Here is a 22,866-nt window from a genome sequence, read left to right as displayed (position 1 = left end):
TGCCCGTTTAATCCGACTGGCCTGCGTTCTCCAAGGCCTATGATCTGCCACGGAGTTCGCAGTAAAAAGGTCGGCGATGATTTTGGCGCATCCAAGGTGCGTCATAGGGAAGGTAAGCAAGATGGTACAGGTGAGAGCACACCAGCCGATCAACACCGACGGCAGTATCAATCTCGAGGCATGGCTGGATCATGCCATCAGTGTCGACCCGGCACTGGACCGTGAAGCCTTGAAAGCAGCCTGCGAGTTCGCTCGTGAGTCTGAGCAACAAGACAATGCAGCCAAGAACCTGTGGGCCGAAGGCACTTCCAGCTTTCGCACCGGGTTGGAAATCGCCGAGATCCTTGCCGATCTCAAGCTGGACCAGGACTCGCTGATCGCCGCCGTGCTCTATCGCGGCGTGCGCGAAGGGCACATCCAGTTGCCGACCGTCAGCCAGCGTTTTGGCGCGGTGGTGGCCAAGCTGATCGACGGTGTGCTGCGCATGGCCGCCATCAGCGCCAGCCTCAGCCCGCGCCAGTCCATGGTGCTGGGCACCCAGGGCCAGGTGGAAAACCTGCGCAAGATGCTGGTGGCGATGGTCGACGACGTACGTGTCGCCCTGATCAAGCTGGCCGAACGCACCTGCGCAATCCGTGCGGTGAAGACCGCCGACGACGAAAAGCGCAACCGCGTCGCCCGCGAAGTCTTCGACATCTATGCGCCCCTGGCCCACCGCCTGGGTATCGGCCATATCAAGTGGGAGCTGGAGGACTTGTCCTTCCGCTACCTCGAACCTGATCAATACAAACAGATCGCCACGCTGCTGCATGAGCGGCGGCTCGACCGTGAGCGCTTTATCAGCGACGTGATGGGCCAGTTGCGCGCCGAGTTGCAGGCCACCGGGGTCGATGCCGACATCAGCGGCCGCGCCAAACACATCTACTCGATCTGGCGCAAAATGCAGCGCAAGGGCCTGGCCTTCAGCCAGATCTACGATGTGCGTGCGGTGCGCGTGCTGGTGCCGGAAATGCGCGACTGCTACACCGCGCTGGGGATCGTCCATACGCTGTGGCGGCACATTCCCAAGGAGTTCGACGACTACATCGCCAACCCCAAGGAAAACGGCTATCGCTCACTGCACACCGCGGTGATCGGCCCCGAGGGCAAGGTGCTGGAAGTGCAGATCCGCACCCACGCCATGCACGAAGAGGCAGAACTGGGCGTGTGCGCGCACTGGCGCTACAAGGGCACCGACGTCAAGGCCGGGTCCAACCAGTACGAGGAGAAAATCTCCTGGCTGCGCCAAGTGCTGGAATGGCACGAAGAACTCGGCGACATCGGCGGCCTGGCCGAACAGTTGCGCGTGGATATCGAGCCGGACCGGGTCTACATCTTCACCCCCGATGGCCATGCCATCGACTTGCCCAAGGGCGCGACGCCGCTGGACTTCGCCTACCGCGTGCACACCGAGATCGGCCATAACTGCCGGGGCGCCAAGATCAACGGGCGCATCGTGCCGCTCAACTACAGCCTGCAAACCGGCGAACAGGTCGAGATCATCACCAGCAAGCACGGCACGCCGAGCCGCGACTGGCTGAACCCGAACCTGGGCTACATCACCACATCGCGGGCGCGGGCGAAGATCGTCCATTGGTTCAAGCTGCAGGCCCGCGACCAGAACGTCGCCGCCGGCAAGACCCTGCTCGAACGCGAGCTGGGCCGCCTGGGCCTGCCCCAGGTGGACTTCGACAAGCTGGCCGAAAAGGCCAACATGAAGATCGCCGAAGACATGTTCGCCGCCCTCGGTGCCGGCGACCTGCGCCTGGCGCAGCTGGTCAACCTGGCCCAGCAACTGGTCGAGCCGGAGCGCGGCAACGAACAACTGGAGCTGATCCCACGCAAGGCCACCGGCTACAAGCCCGGCAAGCGCGGCGATATCCAGATCCAGGGCGTCGGCAACCTGCTGACGCAAATCGCCGGTTGCTGCCAGCCGTTGCCGGGGGATGCCATCGTCGGCTACATCACCCAGGGCCGTGGCGTCAGCATTCACCGCCAGGACTGCGCCTCGGTGCTGCAACTGGGCGGGCGCGAGCCGGAGCGGATTATCCAGGTCAGCTGGGGCCCGGTGCCGGTGCTCACCTACCCGGTGGACATCATCATCCGTGCCTACGACCGTTCCGGCCTGCTGCGCGACGTCTCGCAAGTGCTGCTCAATGAGCGCATCAACGTGCTGGCGGTCAACACCCGCTCGAATAAAGAGGACAACACCGCGTTGATGTCCCTGACCATCGAGATTCCGGGGCTGGACGCACTGGGGCGGTTGCTGGGGCGGATTTCCCAACTGCCGAATATCATTGAGACGCGGCGCAACCGTACCCCATGATTCGCGCAATGAATGCAGGCTAAATGTGGGAGGGGGCTTGCTCCCACACTGATCGGACACAGAAAGATGTATTCACTTGAAGACCTGCTGCACCTGATGAGTCGCCTGCGGGACCCGCAATACGGGTGCCCGTGGGACATCAAGCAAACCTACGCGACCATTGTCCCGCACACCCTGGAAGAGGCCTACGAAGTGGCCGACGCCATCGAGCGCGGCGACTTTGATCATCTGCAGGGGGAGTTGGGCGACCTGTTGTTCCAGGTGGTGTATTACAGCCAGCTGGCGCGGGAAGAGGGACGTTTCGAATTTGCCGGGGTGATCGACAGCATCACCCGCAAGCTGATTCGCCGCCATCCCCATGTGTTCCCGACCGGCGATCTGTATGCGCCGCTGGATATTCCTCAACTGAGTGAAGAACAGGTCAAGGAGCGTTGGGAGCAGATCAAGGCCGAGGAGCGTGCGGAAAAATCCGACGCGCCGGAGCAGCTGTCCCTGCTGGACGATGTGCCCAGCGCCTTGCCGTCCCTGTCCCGGGCCGCCAAATTGCAGAAGCGCGCCAGCCAGGTCGGCTTCGACTGGCCATCGGCGTTGCCGGTGGTGGATAACGTGCGCGAAGAGCTGGACGAAGTGCTCGAAGCCATGGCCGACAACGACCCGGAGGCCATCGCCGATGAAGTCGGTGACCTGCTGTTCGCGGCGGTCAACCTGGCCCGTCACCTCAAGGTCGACCCGGAAACCGCGCTGCGTGGCGCCAATGCCAAGTTCGAGCGACGCTTCCGATTTATCGAACAGGCATTGCGCGACACCCACCAACCCATAGAAGATTGCACCCTCGAAGAGTTGGACGCCCTGTGGGGCGAAGCCAAACGTCAGGAAAAGAACGTGTCCAGCTGCGGTTGAGCAGTTGCCTAAGTGAGTAAGCACCATGAGCCTTTCCCTTCGCGACCAGTTGCTCAAAGCAGGTCTGGTCAACCAAAAGCAGGCCAAGCAGGTCGGCAAAGAGAAACAGAAACAGCAGCGCCTGGTCCACAAGGGCCAGATCGAGGCCGATGACACCCAGGCGCGCCTGGCCGCCGAAGCGCAGGCCGAGAAGGTCAAGCGTGACCAGGAGCTGAACCGCCAGCAGCAGGAAAAAGCCGAGGCCAAGGCCCGTACGGCCCAGGTCAAGCAACTGATCGAGACCTCGCGCCTGCCTAAGCTCACGACCGAGGACTACTACAACTTCGTGGATGACAAGAAGGTCAAGCGCCTGTCGGTCAACACCTTGATGCGCAACAAGCTGAGCAACGGCTCCCTGGCCATCGTGCATCACGGTGGCGGCTACGAGGTGATCCCCCGTGAAGCCGCGCTGAAGATCCAGGAGCGCGCCCCGGAGCGTATCGTGCAGCTCAATATCCTCACCGAAAGCCAGGTGCCGGATGAGGATGATCCGTACGCCGCTTACCAGATCCCGGATGATTTGATGTGGTAAGGCTGTAGCAACGAATTGTGGTGAGCAGGCGTGCCCTGCGTTGGGCTGCGAAGCAGCCCCAGAACACACAAACCCCGCTCAGAAGGCGGGGTTTGTGTTTTATAGGCCCCCCAGCTGCGTGGGGCTGGGGGGGCTACAGGATTTCGAAGTTTCAGGCGCTTTGCGTCTGGCGTTTCATCTCAAGGGCTTCGAGCTCGTTTTTATAATTATGAGCGTCGCTCTCGTTATGAAACATGCCGACCAGCAGGTCCTGTTGGTGGACATCCCAGATGTGAATCCCATGGCCCAGCGCTTCGTGGGACATATGTTCGTCGTCGCGTTCAGTTACTTTTACAGTCATCTGCTTGCTCCAATTTCTGGTGGGTATGCGGCAAGTCGTCGCAGGTCTTTTTATACGGTTTGTTAGCTTGCTAAGTAAACCGCTTTAGAGGTTTATGACAGAAGTTTCATGTTGGGCTCCCGATGACGGCAGACACTTGAACCCAAAACCCCCAGACGAAAAAAAGCCCCGCATTCAGCGAGGCTCTTCTCTGCTCATCAATCCAATCAGCTGCCCTTGATGGCTTTGCCGTCAACGGTACCGTCTTGCAACATGATGTTGTATTCCTTGCCGTCGGTTTCCACCTGACGCAGGGCTACCAGGATGCCACCCAGGTCCTTGGCGAACCACATCTGGGTGATGCGCTTGCTTTGAGTCGGGTCGCGTACGCGCTCGACCTTGATCGCGTCAATGCTGCCGACCTTGGTCTGGACCTTTTCCGGGCCGATCACGCGGAAGTCGTAGGTGTCGACGTCGGTGCCTTCAACCACGTTGTAGCTCATGCTTTTCTTGCCGGCTGCCACGTCGCGCTGCAAGGCCAACTGGTAGGTCGACTTGTCGAGCATGCCGCTTTGCAGGGGCACATTGACCGGGTCTTTGTTTTCAAAACCCGTGACTTTCTTGGTCGACGGGTCGAAGTCCAGGTTGATCTTCTTGGTCTTGCCCAGGCCGCCGCGTTCGAAGGCGTAGCTCTTCGGTTGCAGGGTGTCCTTGTCGAACAGGATCACGCTGGTTTCGGTCAGGCTGGCGATCATCATGGAAGCCTTGAAGTTCAAGGTCCAGGTGCCGTCGCCGTTCTTGGTCAGGCTGCGTTCTGCCGAACCACTCATGGGCAACTGTTTCCAGTCGGCGGTGTAGCTGGCGGAGAACGGGTGTAGATCTGCCGCTTGCACGGCAGGCAAGGCGAACAGCGCAAAAGCGAAGAGCAAGGCGCGACGCATAAAATCTCCTAGGTTCGAATCAAGTGGCCGCTGGCCGCAAGTAACTGACCGTCCAATAATGCACCCTGGTCACCAAGAATCAACCGCCCCTCGGCAAACCAGCGCACAGCCAGCGGGTAAATCCTGTGTTCCTGGGTATGCACCCGTTGCGCAAGGGTCTGCGCCGAGTCGTCAGACTCTACCGGAACCACTGCCTGTACGACCAGAGGCCCGCCATCGAGTTCCTCGGTGACGAAGTGCACACTGCAGCCATGCTCGTTGTCACCGGCATCCAGCGCGCGCTGGTGCGTGTGCATGCCTTTGTATTTGGGCAGCAGGGAAGGGTGGATATTCAGCAGGCGCCCTTCGTAGTGCCGCACGAAGCCAGCGCTGAGAATGCGCATGAAACCGGCCAGTACCACGAGTTGGGGGTTGAAGGCGTCGATCAGTTCGACCAGGGCGCTGTCGAAGGCCTCGCGGCCTTCGAAAGCCTTGTGATCCAGCGAGCGGGTTTCGATACCCGCGTCCCTGGCGCGTTGCAGGCCGTAGGCGTCGCTGCGGTTGGAGATCACCGCAGCGATGCGCACCGGGCTGTCGCCGGTGCGCGTGCTGTCGATCAGGGCCTGCAAGTTACTGCCGGTGCCGGAAAGCAGCACCACGACATCACAGGTCCGAGGCATCAGTGAGCCTTGAGGTTCTTCAGTTCAACCTGAGCCGCGCCTTCGGCAGCGGTGGCGATCTGGCCGATGACCCAAGGCTGCTCGCCGGCTTCACGCAATACGTTCAGCGCGGTTTCAACGTGTTCCTGCGCCACGCAGATCACCATGCCCACGCCGCAGTTCAGCACGCGGTGCATTTCGGTTTCATTGACGTTGCCTTTTTCCTGCAGCCAGTCGAATACCGCAGGACGCTGCCAGCTGGCCACGTCGACGATCGCCTGGGCGCCTTTTGGCAGTACGCGCGGGATGTTGTCCAGCAGGCCGCCGCCGGTGATGTGGGCCATGGCCTTGACCGCGCCGGTGTCCTTGATCAGCTTGAGCAGTGGCTTGACGTAGATGCGGGTCGGGGCCATCAGCAGGTCGGTCAGCGGCTTGCCGTCGAGCTGGATGTTCTCGATGTCGGCACCGGACACTTCGATGATCTTGCGGATCAGGGAGTAGCCGTTGGAGTGCGGGCCGGAGGATGGCAGGGCGAGCAGGGCGTCGCCGGCAGCCACTTTGGAGCCGTCGATGATCTCGGCTTTTTCCACCACGCCGACGCAGAAGCCGGCCAGGTCGTAGTCTTCGCCTTCGTACATGCCTGGCATTTCAGCGGTTTCGCCGCCGACCAGGGAGCAACCCGACAGTTCGCAGCCGGCGCCGATGCCGGTCACCACCTGGGTGGCGGTCTCGACGTTCAGCTTGCCGGTGGCATAGTAGTCGAGGAAGAACAACGGCTCGGCACCGCATACCACCAGGTCGTTGACGCACATGGCGACCAGGTCGATGCCGATGCTGTCGTGCTTGTTCAGGTTCAGTGCCAGGCGCAGCTTGGTGCCCACACCGTCGGTACCGGAAACCAATACGGGCTGCTTGTAGCCGGCCGGGATCTCGCAGAGGGCGCCAAAACCGCCCAGGCCGCCCATGACTTCGGGGCGCGCAGTGCGCTTGGCAACGCTCTTGATGCGTTCGACCAATGCTTCACCGGCGTCGATGTCTACACCGGCGTCCTTGTAGCTCAGGGAGGGTTGCTTGCTCATGATCCAGGCCTTTAGGGGGGATTCAGGGGTAACGACCGAGCGGGCAGGCGCTTTTGGTAAAAGGCCCAGCCGTTGACGGTCTGCGAAGGCGCGCGATTTTATCAGGCTTGAGGGGCAGCGGCCATCCTCGGGCCGACGGGCAGGGCAGATAGATTTAAAAAAGCCGGTTAAAAAAATGCTGATCGGGTCTGTTCAGGCACGTATTAAGGTATAGCCTTTAAACCGCTGTCGTTAATGACATGGCGAAAACTTACCGGGACCCCGTGAATGTTTTAGTTGTCGCTGTGGTCACAGCCTGGCTACACCGATTTCACGCGGTCTGTTCCAGCCGCTAAATTTGTCGTTCGGGAATCTTCCATGCGTCTGTGTAATGTCTTTTTTGTAGGCTGCTTGTCGTTGATCAGCCTGGCGAGTCATGCCGAAACCCTCAATGGCCTGTACCAGGTACTCGAACCCGTCAGCAGCCAATCGCCGCAAGAGCGCGACCAGGCGACCCAGCGCGCGGTGGAGACCCTGGTGATCCGCCTCACCGGCGATGCCAAGGCCGCACAAGGCCCGGGCCTGGCGGCGATTCGCAAGGATCCGCAGCAAATCATCACTCAATACGGTTACGACGCCGGCCCGCCCGAGAGCCTGCAAGTGGACTTCGACCCGGTCAGCACCGATCGCGCCTTGCGCGACGCCGGCCTGTCGATCTGGGGCAGCAATCGGCCATCGATCCTCGGCTGGTGGCTGAACGACTCCACCGAAGGCAGCAGCCTGGTCGGCGATGGCCAGGCCGCTGCCCAGGCGCTGCGTCGTGCGGCACAGCACCGTGGCTTGCCATTGCGCCTGCCCCTGGGGGATCTGGATGAACAGGTGGTCGCCACCGCGCCGAATCTTGAAAGCGCCGATGCCACGCCATTGCGCGCCGCGTCCGAGCGCTACGGTGCCGACGCCTTGCTGGCCGTGCATGCACGCCAGGAAGGCAATCAATGGCAGGCCAAATGGCGCCTGTGGCTGGGTGACAAGAGCGAGCAGGGCACCGCGCAAGGCGCCGACACGGGCGCGCTGGCCGATGCAGTCATGCTGGCGGTCAGCCAAAAACTGGCGCCGCGCTTTGCGGTCAAGCCGGGTGTGAGCACCGAGCAACTGCTGGAAGTGCAGGGCATGAACCTGGAGCGGTACGCGGCCCTGGGGCACCTGCTTGAGCCGTTTGGCGGTCAGCCGCAATGGGTGGATGGCAATCGTATTGTGTATCGGGTCAACGGCAGTGCCGATCAGTTGCGTACCCAGTTGAGCCTGGCCAGGTTGCAGGAAGTGCCTGCCGGTGAGGCCCCGGTGCAGCAGCCTGCGGTCGATGGCACACAACCGCCGGCGGCACCTGCGCCCCAGGCGCAACTGCATTTTCGTTGGTAAAAGTTCTTCCTATATAGATAGAAGCAAATAATGGAGTGGTTTATGGCGGATACGCGTCGTTGGGTGTGGCTTGGCGGGATCGTCCTGCTGTGCGTTTTTGTATTCCTGCTGCATTCGATCCTGACGCCGTTCCTGGTTGCGTTGCTGCTCGCCTATCTGTTCGATCCCGTGGTGGATCGCCTGGAAAAAGCCGGTCTGTCGCGGACCTTGGGCGTGGTTGCGGTGTTTGCACTGTTCACGTTGATCATCACCGCGCTGGTGCTGGTGCTGGTGCCGATGCTGGCCAAGCAACTGTTTCGTCTCTATGAGCTGGCGCCGCAGATGCTCGACTGGCTGCAGCACACGGCGATGCCGTGGGCCCAGGCCAAGTTGGGCCTGTCGGATGGCTTCTGGAAGTTCGACAAGGTCAAGGCGGCGATCAGCGAGCACATGGGCCAGACCACTGATATTGTGGGGGTGATCCTCAGCCAGGCGACCGCGTCCAGCCTGGCGCTGATCGGCTGGCTGACCAACCTGGTGCTGATCCCGGTGGTGGCGTTCTACCTGCTGCGCGATTGGGACATCATGATGGCCAAGATCCGCAGCCTGTTGCCGCGCAATCGTGAAGAGCGCATCGTGGCCCTGGCCGGCGAGTGCCATGAGGTGCTTGGTGCCTTTGTGCGCGGGCAGCTGCTGGTGATGCTGGCACTGGGGATCATCTACGCGGCGGGCTTGATGGCCATCGGCCTGGAGCTGGGCCTGTTGATCGGCCTGATCGCCGGCCTTGCCGCTATCGTGCCGTATATGGGCTTTGTGATCGGGATCGGCGCGGCGTTGGTGGCTGGCCTGTTCCAGTTTGGCGGCGACCTGTACCCGATGCTGGGGATTGTCGCGGTGTTCATGGTCGGCCAGGCCCTGGAAGGTATGGTGCTCACACCGTTGCTGGTGGGGGACCGGATTGGCCTGCACCCGGTGGCGGTGATCTTTGCGATCCTGGCGGGCGGCGAGCTGTTCGGCTTTACCGGCATTCTGCTGGCACTGCCGGTGGCGGCGGTGATCATGGTGCTGGTGCGTCATATGCACGATCTGTACAAGGATTCCGACGCCTATACGGGGGTCGAAGACCCCGACCTGTAACCGCTGCGTCATAAACCCGGCTTCGGCCGGGTTTGTTGTTTATGGGGGTATGGCGTCAAACAATCCGCTCAAAACCGGCAAGTTAACGCAAACCTTTGATTTTGCTTGTGGTCTGCTGCATTGTGCGCCCGGCGTCACGGGTATAAACTTTGCAAACTTTACACAGAGGCCACTAACGGTTCGATGGGAGCCGTTCAGTCAGCATGAAACCGATTCAGCTGCCCTTAGGTGTGCGTCTGCGTGATGACGCTACCTTTATCAATTACTACCCAGGCGCCAATGCCGCTGCACTCGGCTATGTCGAGCGGCTCTGCGAAGCCGACGCCGGGTGGACCGAAAGCCTGATCTATCTGTGGGGTAAACACGGCGTAGGGCGTACCCACCTGTTGCAGGCCGCTTGCCTGCGTTTCGAGCAGATGGGCGAGCCGGCGGTTTACCTGCCCCTGGCCGAGTTGATGGATCGCGGCATCGGGATCTTCGACAACCTTGAGCAATACGAACTGGTGTGCCTGGACGATCTGCAGGCAGTGGCCGGCAAGGCGGATTGGGAAGAGGCGCTGTTCCATCTGTTCAACCGCCTGCGGGACAGCGGCCGGCGCTTGTTGATTGCGGCCTCCACCTCGCCACGGGAGTTGCCGGTCAAGCTGGCCGACCTCAAGTCGCGCCTGACCCTGGCGCTGATCTTCCAGATGCGCCCACTCTCCGACGAAGACAAACTGCGGGCCCTGCAATTGCGCGCATCCCGTCGCGGCCTGCACCTCACCGATGAGGTCGGGCACTTTATCCTCACCCGTGGCACCCGCAGCATGAGCGCGTTGTTCGATTTGCTCGAGCAGCTCGATCAGGCCTCCCTGCAGGCTCAACGAAAATTGACGATCCCTTTTCTCAAGGAAACGTTGGGCTGGTAACCGGTTGAATCTACGGGGTTCGGCAATTTCCAGGCGCCAGAAATCCTGCGTTTAAGCCACGTTGGCTACGCATGTGAACCGATAAATGGAATTAGGGCTTAGATGTCATAGTCCAATCGCGAAGTCACATAGATCACGATTGAATTTGCAAATCGATGTGATAGAAGGCATAGTCTCGACTTCTTTACATACCAGCCACGGTCGTGCCCATGCTAAATCGCTTCGCACCCCTCGTGCCCCTCGCACTCGTTACCCTGTTGTTTGGTTGCGCCTCCCACCCTCAACAGGTGGTTGAGCAGCAAAAACCTCAACAACAGTCCCAGGCAAAATTCGTTGCTGCACAGTCTGCTTCTGTCTATGAAGAAGAGGTGGCAACCGAAAAGGAACTGGCCGATTTCTCCGGCAACAAGCCTTACCAGCTTCCAGTCCTGGCCGACAGCATCCTCGAACGCGGCATGTCCCTGATCGGTACCCGTTACCGTTTCGGCGGTACCTCTGAAGCCGGTTTCGACTGCAGCGGTTTCATCGGCTACCTGTTTCGTGAAGAAGCTGGCATGAACCTGCCACGCTCCACTCGCGAAATGATCAACGTGAAAGCACCGTTGGTCGCGCGCAACAACCTCAAGCCCGGTGATCTGCTTTTCTTCAGTACTGCGGGCCGTGGTCGCGTAAGCCATGCCGGTATCTACCTGGGCGATAACCAGTTTATCCACTCCAGCAGCCGTCGCAGTGGTGGTGTTCGAGTCGACAGCCTGGGTGACAGCTACTGGAGCAAAACCTTCATCGAAGCCAAGCGCGCACTCGCCATGGCCCCGACTACGGTTACCGCCAGTAAGTAAACTTAAAGTGATACTTGAAGTTTGACGTGTAAGCGCTAGAATCCCTGGACATTGTTGTAATCCGTTCGCGCGAGCTTTGCTTGCGCGTTCTGGTTTTCAGCGTTCGGCAGCGATAGCCGCATCCAGACCAGGATTGTTCTGCACATGTCGACCTCAGCCCGCCTGCTCCTTATCCTCTGCGCCGCGCTTATCAGCGCCTGCGCCAGCCGGCCGCCACCCGCTCCCGTTGCGGTCAAGCCCAAGCCGGTATTCAACTATTCCACCCAGAATTTCTCGCCTGCGGCCGAAGATGTACTCTTTCGTGCACTGGGCCTGGTCGGCACGCCTTACCGTTGGGGCGGCAACACGCCGGACTCGGGTTTCGATTGCAGTGGCCTGATCGGCTTCGTCTTCCGCGATGCCGCCGGCATCTCCCTGCCGCGCACCACCCGCGAGCTGATCGTGATGCGCGCCCAGGACGTCAGCGAGCAGAACCTGCAGACCGGCGACCTGCTGTTCTTTGCCACCGGTGGCGGTTCCCAGGTCAGCCACGCCGGCATCTATGTGGGCGAAGGCCGCTTTGTGCACGCGCCGCAGACCGGCGGTACGGTCAAGCTGGACACCTTGTCCAAGGCGTATTGGCAGAATGCCTATCTGAGCGCCAAGCGTGTGTTGCCAGCAAACCTGGCACGTAATCCCTGAACCAAATGTGGGAGGGGGCTTGCCCCCGATAGCGAAGTATCAGTCACAGTATCTGTGCCTGACCCACTGCTATCGGGAGCAAGCACCCTCCCACATTGGTTTTGTGATGCTTCTGGGGCGTTTATTTAGCGGCCGACACCCGCCACACCTTATTCCCCACATCATCCGCCACCAGCAAATCCCCTTGCTGATCGATCACCACGCCCACCGGCCGGCCCATGGCGTTCTCATCTTTATCGAGAAACCCGGTCAGCACATCCACGGGCTGCCCTTTAGGCTGGCCTGCCTCGAACGGCACGAAGATCACCTTGTAGCCACTGTGGGGCTTGCGGTTCCACGAGCCATGCTGGCCGATGAACGCGCCGTTGCTGAACGGCGCCGGGAGTTTGCTGCCCTCGGCGAACGTCAGGCCCAAAGACGCGGTGTGCGGCCCTACCGCATAGTCCGGCACGATTGCCTTGGCCACCAGGTCCAGGTTCTGCGGTGTGACGCGCACATCCACATGCTGGCCGTAATAGCTGAAGGGCCAGCCATAGAACCCGCCATCCTTGACCGAGGTGATGTAGTCCGGCACCAGGTCGCTGCCGATCTCGTCGCGCTCGTTTACCGCGGTCCATAGCTTGCCGCTCTGGGGTTCCCAGGCCATGCCGTTAGGGTTGCGCAGGCCGGAAGCGAAAATGCGCTGCTGGCCGCTGGCGCGATCCACTTCCCAGATAGCCGCCCGGCCCTGTTCCGCCTCAAGACCGTTCTCACCGACGTTGCTGTTGGAGCCGACGCTCACGTACAGCTTGCTGCCGTCCTTGCTGGCGATCACGTTCTTGGTCCAGTGATGATTCAGGGGGCCGCCAGGCAGGTCGACCACCTTGGTGCCAGCTGCCTTGATCGCGGTTTCGCCCGCTTGATAGGGGAAGCGCAGCAGCTTGTCCGAATCGGCGACGTACAGGTCATTGCCGACCAGTGTCATACCGAAGGGCGAGTTGAGGTTTTCCAGGAACACCGTACGGGTCTCGGCAACACCATCGTGATCGGCGTCGCGCAGCAGGGTAATGCGATTGGGGCTCGGTACACCGGCACCGGCGCGGCCCATGACCTTCTCCATGACCCAGCCGCGAATGCCCTTGGAATCATCCGGCTTGGGCGGCGCATTGGTTTCTGCCACCAGCACATCGCCATTGGGCAATACATACAGCCAGCGCGGGTGATCCAGGCCTTCGGCGAACGCCGCCACTTGGGTGCCGGCCGCTGCCGTTGGCTTCACGCCCTCCGGCCAGCCGATAGCCGGGGCGATGTTCACGGTGGGAATCAGGGTTTTGTTCGGCTCCGGTAGCTGCGGCGACGGCCCGGTGCCGTCGGACACCTGCAGGGTGGAGCTTTCACCGCAGGCGGCGAGGGTGCCGGCGAGCATGATGAGCAGGGCGAGTCTGGTTTTATGCATGGTGTTCTCCTTGATACCTGTAAGGGTAGAGGAGGGCGCTGGTGCGATGGTTCAAGTGCTAGGCCAGCTTTAATTGACGCTCCACCCCCAACCCACTAACCTTCGCGGCTTGTTCCAGGTGCTCTGTGACCCATGGGTCGACCGAGTGAAACAGGGAAGCCGGTGAGCGAGCGCACTTGTACACAGTGCTGCCGCGATTCCGGCGCTGCCCCCGCAACGGTAAATGAGTCAAGACGGTGCCTTTTGCCACTGTATCGCCCGCGATATGGGAAGGCGCGCCGTCGGCGTGTTCGCTCTGTCGATGAGCCAGCGCACCACTCATGAGCCCGGAGACCGGCCTGGATCATCCAACAGCATCACGGTGGGCGATGCTTGGCTGTCTGTTTTTTCCTGCCTGCCGTTTTTGTCCAGCCCCAATGGAGAGCTGCCATGACCGATACCCCCGACCGCGACGAACGCCACCTGGCGCGCATGCTGCGCAAAAAAGCCGTGATCGACGAGCGCATCGCCAATTCCCCCAATGAGTGCGGCTTGCTGCTGGTGCTGACCGGCAACGGCAAAGGCAAGAGCAGCTCGGCATTCGGCATGCTCGCGCGCGCCATGGGCCACGGCATGCAGTGCGGTGTGGTGCAGTTCATCAAGGGGCGCAACAGCACCGGTGAGGAGTTGTTCTTCCGCCGCTTCCCCGAGCAAGTGCGTTTCCACGTGATGGGCGAAGGCTTCACCTGGGAGACCCAGGACCGCCAGCGCGATATCGCCGCCGCCGAAGCCGCCTGGGCCGTGTCCCGTGAGCTGCTGCAAGACCCCACCATCGGCCTGGTGGTGCTGGATGAGCTGAACATCGCCCTCAAGCATGGTTACCTCGACTTGGACCAGGTCCTCAGCGACCTGCAAGCGCGTCCGCCGATGCAGCACGTGGTCGTCACCGGCCGTGGCGCCAAGCCTGAACTGATCGAAATGGGCGACACCGTCACTGAAATGGGCATGCTCAAGCACGCGTTCCAGGCCGGGATCAAGGCACAGAAGGGCGTCGAACTTTGAATCAGCCCCGTCATTGCCCGGCCGTCCTGATCGCCGCACCGGCGTCCGGCCAGGGCAAAACCACCGTCACCGCCGCGCTGGCCCGTTTGCACCGCAACCTGGGGCGCAGGGTACGCGTGTTCAAATGCGGCCCGGATTTCCTGGACCCGATGATCCACGAGCGCGCCAGCGGTGCGCCGGTGTATCAATTGGACATGTGGATGGTGGGCGAGCAGGAAAGTCGTCGGCTGCTGTGGGAAGCGGCGGGTGAGGCCGACCTGATCCTGATTGAAGGCGTGATGGGCCTGTTCGATGGCACACCGTCCAGCGCCGACCTGGCGCGGCATTTCGGCGTGCCGGTGCTCGGTGTGATCGACGGCACCGCCATGGCCCAGACCTTTGGCGCCCTGGCCCTGGGCCTGGCGCGTTATCAGCCGGACCTGCCGTTTGCCGGGGTACTGGCCAACCGCGTCGGTACCCTGCGCCATGCGCAGTTGCTGGAAGGCAGCCTCACCGAAGGCTTGCGCTGGTATGGCGCCCTGTCCCGCGAAACCGGGATCGAACTGCCCAGCCGCCATTTGGGCCTGGTGCAGGCCAGCGAGCTGAATGACCTCGACATGCGCCTGGACGCCGCCGCCCAGGCCCTGGGCAGCAGCTGCGAAGTCGCATTGCCGCCACCGGTGACCTTCGCCGCGCCGGAAGTGATCGAGGCCGAGCCGTTGCTGGCCGGTGTGCGCATTGCGGTGGCCCGTGACGAAGCCTTCGCCTTCACCTATGGCGCCAGCCTCGACCTGCTGCGGGCGATGGGGGCCGAACTGACGTTTTTCTCGCCGATCCATGATTGCCAACTGCCCGAGGCTGACAGCCTGTACTTGCCCGGCGGTTACCCGGAATTGCACCACCAGGCTCTGTCGCAAAACACGCCGATGCTTGACGCCATTCGTAACCACCATGCCGCCGGAAAACCCTTGCTCGCCGAGTGTGGCGGCATGCTCTACCTGCTGGATTCGCTCACCGATGTCGACGGCACCCGCGCCGAACTGGTCGGCCTGCTGCAAGGCGATGCGGTGATGCAAAAGAAACTCGCGGCCCTGGCCCTGCAAAGCGTCGAATTGCCGGAAGGCGTGCTGCGCGGGCACACGTACCACCATTCCCTGACCAGCACCGAGTGCCAGCCGATTGCCCGTGGCCTGAGCCCGAACGGTGGGCGCGGTGCCGAAGCGGTGTTCCGGCAGGGGCGGATGACGGCCTCTTACGTGCACTTTTATTTCCCGTCGAATCCGACGGCGGTAGCCGCGTTGTTTGCCCCGGACCGAGCTGAAACCCCATCCACTGTGGGAGGGGGCTTGCCCCCGATAGGGCCATGACCGACAACGCTTTCCCCCAGGCCGACCGCGACGCCGTCTACCGCGCCATCGCCGAACGCCGCGACATGCGCCACTTCAGCGGCGGCAGTGTCGCGCCCGAATTGCTGCATCGCCTGCTCCAGGCCGCGCACCAGGCCCCCAGTGTCGGCCTGATGCAGCCTTGGCGGTTTATCCGCATCAGCGACCGCGCATTGCGCAGCCGGATTCAACAGTTGGTGGAAGAAGAACGCGTGCGCACCGCCGAGGCGTTGGGCGAGCGCTCCGATGCGTTCATGAAGCTCAAGGTCGAAGGCATCCACGACTGCGCCGAAGTGCTGGTGGCGGCGTTGATGGATGATCGCGAGCGCCACATCTTCGGGCGGCGCACCTTGCCGGAGATGGACCTGGCGTCGCTGTCCTGTGCGATCCAGAACCTGTGGCTGGCGGCGCGGGTCGAGGGGTTGGGCATGGGCTGGGTCTCGCTGTTCGACCCCCAGGCCCTGGCCGACCTGCTGGGCCTGCCGCCTGGCGCAAAACCCCTGGCGGTCTTGTGCCTGGGGCCGGTGACGGAGTTTTACCCGGCACCGATGTTGCAGCTCGAAGGCTGGACCGAGCCTCGGCCGTTGAGTGACATGGTGTATGAAAACGCGTGGGGAGTGAGTCAATGACTGTGGCCTTGCTGTGTGTCGCAGCAGTGGCGCTGGATGCGCTGCTGGGCGAGCCCAGGCGCTGGCATCCGCTGGTGGCGTTCGGCAATTTTGCCGGGCGCATCGAGCAGCGTTTCAACAGCGGTGGCCGGGGCTGGCGCAGCCATGGCGTGACCGCATGGGTTATCGCCGTGGTGCCGTTGACCCTGCTGGCCACCGCGTTGTCGTGGGCGCCGTATATCGGCTGGGTCCTGGAGATCCTCGCGTTGTACTGCGCCCTCGGCATGCGCAGCCTCGGCGAGCATGTGATCCCGGTGGCCCAGGCCCTGCGCAGCGATGACCTCGACGCGGCCCGCACACGGGTGAGCTACCTGGTCAGCCGCCAGACCAGTGAACTGGACCGTACCGAAGTCGCCCGTGCCGCCACCGAATCGGTGCTGGAAAACGGCAGCGATGCGGTGTTTGCCGCGCTGTTCTGGTTTGTCGTCGCCGGCGTGCCGGGCGTGGTGCTCTACCGCCTGAGCAATACGCTCGACGCCATGTGGGGCTATCGCAACGAACGCTTCGAGCGTTTCGGTTGGGCCGCGGCCAAGATCGACGATGTACTCAACTATGTGCCTGCACGCCTGGTGGCCTTGACCTACGCCGTGCTGGGCAAAACCCGCCTGGCCCTCAAATGCTGGCGCACCCAGGGGCCGACCTGGGACAGCCCCAATGCCGGGCCGGTGATGGCATCCGGCGCGGGCGCGTTGGGCGTTGAGCTGGGCGGTGCCGCGATTTACCACGGCCAGGTGCACCAGCGTCCGCCACTGGGCGAAGGTCCGGCGGCGGATGCCGACTCTATCGACCGCGGCTGGCAACTGGTGCAGCGCGGCGTATGGTTGTGGTTGCTGATTCTCTGCGTGGGGGGGCAATTTTATGCTTGAGCACGGTGGCCGGCTGCGCAAGGCAGCGATTCAGTACGGGATTGCCGAGGCCGATTGGCTGGACCTGTCCAGCGGCCTCGCACCCTGGCCATGGCCGATCCCGGAGATTCCGCTGCGGGCCTGGGCGCGCTTGCCGGAATCGGACGACGGCCTGGAACAGGCGGCCAGCGAGTATTACGGCGCCGCGCATGTCCTGCCGGTGCCCGGCTCCCAGGCGGCGATTCAGTTGCTGCCGCGCCTGCGCCGTGCCGGCAAGGTCGGCGTGCTGTCGCCGTGCTACGCCGAACATGCCGAGGCCTGGCGGCGTGCCGGCTACGTGGTGCGTGAAGTGCAGGAGCAGGAAGTCGACTTCTTCCTCGACGTCCTCGACGTGCTGGTGGTGGTCAATCCCAATAACCCCACCGGACTGAGCCTGGCCCCGCAACGCCTGCTGGATTGGCACACAAGGCTGGCCCAGCGCGGCGGCTGGCTGGTGGTGGACGAAGCGTTCATGGATGTCACCCCGCAGTTGAGCCTGGCGAGCCAGGCCCATCAGGTCGGCCTGATTGTGCTGCGTTCGTTCGGCAAGTTTTTCGGCCTGGCCGGGGTGCGCCTGGGCTTTGTGCTGGCCGAGCGCAGGCTGCTCAAGTTGCTGGCCGAACAGGTCGGGCCCTGGGCCGTCAGCGGGCCGACGCGGGTGCTGGGCCAAGTGTGCCTGCGCGATACCGCCGGCCATGCGCGGCAGCGGGCACGCTGCATCGAGGCCGGCCAGCGTTTGTTTGAACTGCTCGAACGCCGTGGCTTTCAACCCCAGGGCGGCTGCGCGTTGTTCCAATGGCTGATCACCCCGCACGCCGAACGCATGCACGAATTCATGGCCCAGCGCGGCATCTTGCTGCGCCTGTTTGTGCACAACAGCAGCGTACGGTTTGGCCTGCCCGACACCGAGGCCGACTGGCTGCGCCTTGACGAAGCGCTGGCGGCCTACAAGGACGCCTCATGACGACGCTGATGGTGCAAGGCACCACCTCCGATGCCGGTAAAAGTACCCTGGTGACTGCGTTGTGCCGCTGGCTGGTACGCCAGGGCATTGCCGTGGTGCCGTTCAAGCCGCAGAACATGGCGCTCAACAGCGCCGTGACAGCCGAAGGCGGCGAGATCGGCCGCGCCCAGGCGGTGCAGGCCCAGGCGGCCAACCTGGCGCCCCACACCGACATGAACCCGGTGCTGCTCAAGCCCAACAGCGACACCGGCTCCCAGGTGATCATCCATGGCCGCGCCGTGACCAGCATGAACGCGGTGGCCTATCACGATTACAAAGCCATCGCGATGCAGGCGGTGCTGGCTTCCCACGCACGGTTGAGCGAAGCCTACCCGGTGGTGATGGTGGAAGGCGCAGGCTCCCCGGCGGAGATCAACCTGCGCGCCAATGACATCGCCAACATGGGCTTCGCCGAGGCCGTCGACTGCCCGGTGCTGCTGATTGCCGACATCAATCGCGGCGGGGTGTTCGCCCATCTGGTCGGCACCCTGGAATTGCTCTCTCCCAGCGAACAGGCGCGGGTCAAGGGCTTCATCATCAACCGCTTTCGCGGCGACATCGCACTGCTGCAACCGGGCCTGGACTGGTTGGAGGCACGCACCGGCAAACCGGTGGTCGGCGTATTGCCCTACGTGATGGACCTGCACCTGGAAGCCGAGGACGGCATCGACCAACGTCAGATCGACAAGGCGGCGCAGGTGCTCAAGGTGGTGGTGCCGGTGTTGCCGCGCATCAGCAACCACACGGATTTCGATCCGCTGCGCCTGCATCCCCAAGTGGATTTGCAGTTCATCGGGCCGGGCCAGCCGATTCCGGCCGCCGACCTGGTCATCCTGCCGGGCTCGAAAAGCGTGCGCAGCGACCTCGCGTACCTGCGTGCCCATGGCTGGGACACCGCCGTGGCGCGTCACTTGCGCTACGGCGGCAAGGTGCTGGGGATTTGCGGCGGTTTGCAGATGCTCGGTGAGCAGGTGCACGACCCATTGGGCCTGGAAGGGCCGGCCGGTTCCAGCGACGGCTTGGGGCTGCTGGCGTTCAGTACCACCCTGGAAGCCGAGAAACAGTTGCGTAATGTACGCGGGCGTTTGTTGCTGGAGGACGCCGAGGTCAGTGGCTATGAGATCCATGCCGGCGTGACATGCGGCGTTGCCCTGGAGAACGCCGCCGTGCTGCTGGAGGACGGTCGCCGTGACGGCGCGCACAGTGCTGACGGGCAGATTCTCGGCACGTATCTGCATGGCGTGTTCGAGACCCCGGCGGCCTGCGGTGCGTTGCTGCGTTGGGCCGGGTTGCAGGATGTGCAGGAGGTGGATTATCACGCCCTGCGCGAGCGCGATATCGAGCGCCTGGCGGATCTGGTGGAGAACCACTTGGATACCGATTTGTTGCGCAAACTGTGTGGGGTTTAAGGGTGTACACACGGTTCAAATGTGGGAGGAGCGGTGCGACGATTCGACTTGCCCCCGATAGCGGTGTATCAGGTGCTGAATTGTTCGGGTATACCGAGTACATATCCATTCCTGCGGTAACGGCCACTTATGGTTCCGCTCTTACAGCGGCTCACTTTTGGAAAGGCCCAAAAGTAAGCAAAAGGCCTTCGCCCCACCACTCGGCACCTCGCTTGGGCTCGGTGTGCCCTCACTCCGGCTTGAATCCGTGGGCCGCCGCAATGGGCCATCCCTGGCCCGGTGCGGCTAACCCGGCGTCCTGCCGGGTTACCCACGGATTCAAGCCTGCGTTCGGCCAGCGTGGTTTACGGGGCGACCTCAGATCAAAAGCCAGATCAAAAACGACTCGCTGCGCATCGTGGATGGGTGGGTGGGTAGGGGGGGTCTCATGCTTCAACTGATTTTAGGCGGCGCCCGTTCCGGTAAAAGCCGCCTGGCCGAAAAGCTCGCCAGCGACAGCGCTTTGCCCGTCATCTATATCGCCACCAGCCAACCGCTTGACGGCGAGATGAATGCCCGCGTTGCCTTGCATCGCGAGCGTCGCCCTGATCACTGGGGTTTGATCGAAGAACCTGTCGAGCTGGCGCGTGTGCTACGCGAAAACGCCGCGCCCGGTCGTTGCCTGCTGGTGGATTGCCTGACTCTGTGGTTGACCAACCTGCTGATGCTCGAAGACGCGCAGCGCCTGGCGTTCGAGCGCGATCAATTGCTGGAAAGCCTGGCCGTGCTGCCGGGTGAAATTATTTTTGTCAGCAACGAGACCGGTCTGGGTGTCGTGCCGCTGGGCGAATTGACTCGCCGCTATGTGGATGAAGCCGGTTGGCTGCATCAAGCCTTGGCCGAGCGATGTCAGCGTGTTGTCCTGACGGTTGCCGGCCTGCCCCTGACGTTGAAAGGTACTGCGTTATGACTGACACCTGGTGGCTCAACCCTTGTAAGGCCATTGACGCCTCGGCGTACGAACAAGCCCTGGCGCGCCAGCAGCAATTGACCAAGCCGGCCGGTTCCCTGGGCCAGCTGGAAGCGCTGGCCGTGCAATTGGCCGGCTTGCAGGGCCAGGTCAAGCCGTCGGTAGATCAGCTGTGGATTGCCATCTTTGCCGGTGACCATGGTGTGGTTGCCGAGGGTGTATCGGCGTTTCCCCAGGAAGTGACCGGGCAGATGCTGCATAACTTTGTCACCGGTGGCGCGGCCATCAGTGTATTGGCGCGGCAACTGGATGCGCAGTTGGAAGTGGTCGACCTCGGTACGGTGACCCCTTCGCTGAACCTGCCCGGCGTCCGTCACCTGAATATCGGCGCGGGCACCGCCAATTTCGTCAAGGGCCCGGCAATGACCGGCGCCCAGGGCCGATTGGCATTGCAGGCGGGTCGCGACAGTGTGCTGCGCGCCCGTGAAAGCGGTGCGCAGTTGTTTGTCGGCGGTGAGATGGGCATCGGCAACACCACCGCCGCCAGTGCGCTGGCCTGCGCCTTGCTCGATTGCCAGGTTGCCGAGCTGACGGGCCCGGGCACCGGATTGAATGCCCAAGGCGTCAGTCACAAGGTGGCGGTGATCGAGCGCGCGCTGGCGCTGCATGCCGCGCAGCGTGGGGATGCGCTGCACACCCTGTGCAATCTCGGCGGCTTTGAAATCGCTGCCTTGGTGGGGGCTTACCTGGCCTGTGCCCAGGAAGGCATCGTGGTGTTGGTGGATGGGTTTATCTGCACCGTCGCGGCGCTGGTCGCCACGCGCTTGAACCCGGCGTGCCGCGACTGGCTGCTGTTCGGCCATCGCGGTGCCGAGCCTGGCCATCGCCATGTCTTGCAGAGCCTCGATGCACAACCGTTGCTGGAACTCGGCCTGCGCCTGGGCGAGGGCAGTGGCGCGGCGTTGGCGGTACCGTTGCTGCGCCTGGCGTGTGCGCTGCACGGGCAGATGGCGACGTTTGCCGAAGCGGCCGTGGCAGATCGTCCGGCATGACTTTGCACCTGGACCTGTTGCGCCATGGCGAAACCGAACTGGGTGGCGGCCTGCGCGGCAGCCTTGACGATGCATTGACCGCCAAGGGCTGGGAACAGATGCGCGCCGCCGTGCTGGCGCAGGGGCCCTGGGATCGGCTGATCAGCTCGCCGCTGCAACGCTGCGCGCGGTTCGCGGAGGAACTGGGCGCGCGGTTGAATGTGCCGGTGAGCCTGGAAAAGGACCTGCAGGAACTGCACTTCGGTGCCTGGGAAGGGCAGAGTGCGGCGGCGCTGATGGAGACCGACGCCGAAGGCCTGGGCCGGTTCTGGGCCGATCCCTATAGCTTCACGCCGCCCCAGGGCGAACCGGTCAGCGCGTTTTCCCAGCGGGTTTTGGGCGCCGTCCTGCGCCTGCATAAGGCGTATGCCGGTGAGCGTGTGCTGTTGATCAGTCACGGCGGGGTAATGCGTTTGCTGTTGGCCCAGGCTCGGGGGCTGCCCCGTGAGCAGTTGCTGAATGTCGAAGTCGCTCATGGTGGGTTGTTCAACCTGCAGGTCGGCGCCGATGGCGTGTTGAAGGAAGGAATCTGAGCATGCTGCCGTTCTGGATCGCCGTGCAGTTCCTGAGCAGTTTGCCGATTCGCCTGCCGGGTATGCCGCAGCCGCAGGAACTGGGGCGCTCGTTGCTGTTTTATCCCGTGGTCGGGTTGCTGTTCGGCGTGCTGCTGTGGGGCCTCAATACGCTGTTGACCGGATCACCGCTGTTGTTGCACGCCGCGCTGCTGCTGACGGCCTGGGTGTTGCTCAGTGGCGGCCTGCATCTCGATGGCCTGGCGGACAGCGCCGACGCCTGGCTGGGTGGCTTCGGCGACCGCGAGCGCACCCTCAGCATCATGAAAGACCCGCGCAGCGGACCGATTGCCGTGGTCACCCTGGGCCTGGTGTTGCTGCTCAAGTTCACCGCACTGGTGGCCTTGATCGAACAGCGCAACGGTGTGGCGTTGATTCTCGCGCCGTTGATCGGCCGGGCGTCGATGCTGGGGTTGTTTCTCACCACCCGTTATGTGCGAGCGGGTGGCTTGGGCCAGGCGTTGTCGGATCATCTACCGCGCGTCGTCGGGCAACAGGTGCTGATCCTCAGTGGCCTGGCCTGCATCCTGATCGGTGGTTTCAGCGGGGGGCTCGCCGTGCTGCTCGCGGCCGTGTGTTTTATCGGCCTGCGCCAACTGATGGTCAATCGCCTCGGCGGCACCACAGGCGATACCGCTGGCGCGCTGCTGGAGCTGTTGGAAGTGGCTGTTCTGGTCGGTTTGGCGTTGTAACAC

At 62.7% G+C, this 22,866-nt stretch carries 23 protein-coding genes and 1 riboswitch; of the genes, 18 read left to right on the top strand and 5 right to left on the bottom strand.

What is annotated here, in order from left to right:
• Positions 1–121 precede the first annotated feature (121 nt).
• The 3 genes from relA to FX984_RS11045 all read left to right on the top strand — a co-directional run bounded on the left by relA (position 122) and on the right by FX984_RS11045 (position 3,836).
• Complete coding sequence (gene relA, locus FX984_RS11055) at positions 122–2,365, top strand: GTP diphosphokinase (protein ID WP_027603791.1); 2,244 nt, start codon at positions 122–124, stop codon at positions 2,363–2,365.
• 66 nt (positions 2,366–2,431) lie between these two features.
• Positions 2,432–3,265 (top strand): nucleoside triphosphate pyrophosphohydrolase, encoded by an 834-nt coding sequence (gene mazG, locus FX984_RS11050; protein ID WP_108573761.1) that lies wholly within the window; start codon positions 2,432–2,434, stop codon positions 3,263–3,265.
• 25 nt (positions 3,266–3,290) lie between these two features.
• Complete coding sequence (locus tag FX984_RS11045) at positions 3,291–3,836, top strand: DUF2058 domain-containing protein (protein WP_010208656.1); 546 nt, start codon at positions 3,291–3,293, stop codon at positions 3,834–3,836.
• Between the two features lie 151 nt (positions 3,837–3,987).
• Here FX984_RS11045 and FX984_RS11040 read toward each other — a convergent pair whose 3' ends face one another.
• The 4 genes from FX984_RS11040 to purM all read right to left on the bottom strand — a co-directional run bounded on the left by FX984_RS11040 (position 3,988) and on the right by purM (position 6,813).
• Entirely contained in the window at positions 3,988–4,176 is a 189-nt protein-coding gene (locus FX984_RS11040; protein ID WP_027603793.1) for a hypothetical protein, read from the bottom strand.
• 206 nt (positions 4,177–4,382) lie between these two features.
• On the bottom strand, positions 4,383–5,096 hold the full coding sequence (locus tag FX984_RS11035; protein WP_027603794.1) for a DUF3108 domain-containing protein: 714 nt from the start codon (positions 5,094–5,096) through the stop codon (positions 4,383–4,385).
• An 8-nt stretch (positions 5,097–5,104) separates the two neighbouring features.
• A complete protein-coding gene (gene purN, locus FX984_RS11030) occupies positions 5,105–5,755 on the bottom strand; it encodes a phosphoribosylglycinamide formyltransferase (RefSeq protein WP_027603795.1) in 651 nt (216 codons plus the stop codon).
• Complete coding sequence (gene purM, locus FX984_RS11025; protein ID WP_014719398.1) at positions 5,755–6,813, bottom strand: phosphoribosylformylglycinamidine cyclo-ligase; 1,059 nt, start codon at positions 6,811–6,813, stop codon at positions 5,755–5,757. The genes purN and purM overlap by 1 nt, the downstream gene beginning before the upstream one ends.
• A 357-nt stretch (positions 6,814–7,170) precedes the next feature.
• Between purM and FX984_RS11020 the strand changes: the two genes are divergently transcribed.
• From FX984_RS11020 to FX984_RS11000, 5 genes are all read left to right on the top strand, one after another.
• Positions 7,171–8,211, top strand: a complete 1,041-nt coding sequence (locus FX984_RS11020) for a DUF2066 domain-containing protein (protein ID WP_146476724.1) — start codon at positions 7,171–7,173, stop codon at positions 8,209–8,211.
• A 42-nt stretch (positions 8,212–8,253) separates the two neighbouring features.
• A complete protein-coding gene (locus FX984_RS11015; protein ID WP_027603797.1) occupies positions 8,254–9,327 on the top strand; it encodes an AI-2E family transporter in 1,074 nt (357 codons plus the stop codon).
• Positions 9,328–9,530: 203 nt separating this feature from the next.
• Positions 9,531–10,235 carry a DnaA regulatory inactivator Hda gene (gene hda / locus FX984_RS11010; RefSeq protein WP_027603798.1) on the top strand — a complete coding sequence of 235 codons (705 nt, stop codon included), beginning with the start codon at positions 9,531–9,533 and terminating at the stop codon, positions 10,233–10,235.
• A gap of 209 nt (positions 10,236–10,444) precedes the next feature.
• Positions 10,445–11,074, top strand: coding sequence for a C40 family peptidase (locus tag FX984_RS11005; RefSeq protein ID WP_027603799.1), 630 nt, complete (start codon positions 10,445–10,447; stop codon positions 11,072–11,074).
• A gap of 144 nt (positions 11,075–11,218) precedes the next feature.
• Entirely contained in the window at positions 11,219–11,755 is a 537-nt protein-coding gene (locus FX984_RS11000) for a C40 family peptidase (protein ID WP_027603800.1), read from the top strand.
• 121 nt (positions 11,756–11,876) lie between these two features.
• Here FX984_RS11000 and FX984_RS10995 read toward each other — a convergent pair whose 3' ends face one another.
• The gene (locus FX984_RS10995; protein WP_027603801.1) at positions 11,877–13,190 is read right to left on the bottom strand and encodes a PQQ-dependent sugar dehydrogenase; all 1,314 of its coding nucleotides are present in this window, start codon (positions 13,188–13,190) and stop codon (positions 11,877–11,879) included.
• A gap of 99 nt (positions 13,191–13,289) precedes the next feature.
• A riboswitch (cobalamin riboswitch) is annotated at positions 13,290–13,546 on the top strand.
• A gap of 73 nt (positions 13,547–13,619) precedes the next feature.
• Between FX984_RS10995 and cobO the strand changes: the two genes are divergently transcribed.
• The 10 genes from cobO to FX984_RS10940 all read left to right on the top strand — a co-directional run bounded on the left by cobO (position 13,620) and on the right by FX984_RS10940 (position 22,863).
• The gene (gene cobO / locus FX984_RS10990) at positions 13,620–14,231 is read left to right on the top strand and encodes a cob(I)yrinic acid a,c-diamide adenosyltransferase (RefSeq protein ID WP_027603802.1); all 612 of its coding nucleotides are present in this window, start codon (positions 13,620–13,622) and stop codon (positions 14,229–14,231) included.
• Positions 14,228–15,577: a cobyrinic acid a,c-diamide synthase CobB gene (locus FX984_RS10985; protein WP_146476723.1), complete on the top strand. Its 1,350-nt coding sequence runs from the start codon at positions 14,228–14,230 to the stop codon at positions 15,575–15,577. The genes cobO and FX984_RS10985 overlap by 4 nt, the downstream gene beginning before the upstream one ends.
• On the top strand, positions 15,574–16,224 hold the full coding sequence (bluB, locus tag FX984_RS10980; protein ID WP_092355249.1) for a 5,6-dimethylbenzimidazole synthase: 651 nt from the start codon (positions 15,574–15,576) through the stop codon (positions 16,222–16,224). The genes FX984_RS10985 and bluB overlap by 4 nt, the downstream gene beginning before the upstream one ends.
• Positions 16,221–17,129 (top strand): adenosylcobinamide-phosphate synthase CbiB, encoded by a 909-nt coding sequence (gene cbiB, locus FX984_RS10975; RefSeq protein ID WP_146476722.1) that lies wholly within the window; start codon positions 16,221–16,223, stop codon positions 17,127–17,129. Before bluB ends, cbiB begins: the two co-directional genes overlap by 4 nt.
• Complete coding sequence (cobD, locus tag FX984_RS10970; protein WP_092355243.1) at positions 17,122–18,111, top strand: threonine-phosphate decarboxylase CobD; 990 nt, start codon at positions 17,122–17,124, stop codon at positions 18,109–18,111. Before cbiB ends, cobD begins: the two co-directional genes overlap by 8 nt.
• The gene (locus FX984_RS10965; protein WP_146476721.1) at positions 18,108–19,559 is read left to right on the top strand and encodes a cobyric acid synthase; all 1,452 of its coding nucleotides are present in this window, start codon (positions 18,108–18,110) and stop codon (positions 19,557–19,559) included. The genes cobD and FX984_RS10965 overlap by 4 nt, the downstream gene beginning before the upstream one ends.
• 427 nt (positions 19,560–19,986) lie before the next feature.
• Positions 19,987–20,508, top strand: a complete 522-nt coding sequence (gene cobU, locus FX984_RS10955; RefSeq protein WP_092355238.1) for a bifunctional adenosylcobinamide kinase/adenosylcobinamide-phosphate guanylyltransferase — start codon at positions 19,987–19,989, stop codon at positions 20,506–20,508.
• On the top strand, positions 20,505–21,560 hold the full coding sequence (cobT, locus tag FX984_RS10950) for a nicotinate-nucleotide--dimethylbenzimidazole phosphoribosyltransferase (protein WP_092355235.1): 1,056 nt from the start codon (positions 20,505–20,507) through the stop codon (positions 21,558–21,560). The genes cobU and cobT overlap by 4 nt, the downstream gene beginning before the upstream one ends.
• A complete protein-coding gene (gene cobC, locus FX984_RS10945) occupies positions 21,557–22,132 on the top strand; it encodes an alpha-ribazole phosphatase family protein (protein ID WP_027603810.1) in 576 nt (191 codons plus the stop codon). The genes cobT and cobC overlap by 4 nt, the downstream gene beginning before the upstream one ends.
• 2 nt (positions 22,133–22,134) lie before the next feature.
• A complete protein-coding gene (locus FX984_RS10940; RefSeq protein WP_027603811.1) occupies positions 22,135–22,863 on the top strand; it encodes an adenosylcobinamide-GDP ribazoletransferase in 729 nt (242 codons plus the stop codon).
• The last annotated feature ends 3 nt before the right edge of the window (positions 22,864–22,866 follow it).

Source organism: Pseudomonas marginalis, assembly GCF_008692035.1.
GTDB lineage: Bacteria > Pseudomonadota > Gammaproteobacteria > Pseudomonadales > Pseudomonadaceae > Aquipseudomonas > Aquipseudomonas marginalis.
Note: the sequence above shows the minus strand (reverse complement) of the source record. Positions and strands in the feature narration are given on the sequence as shown.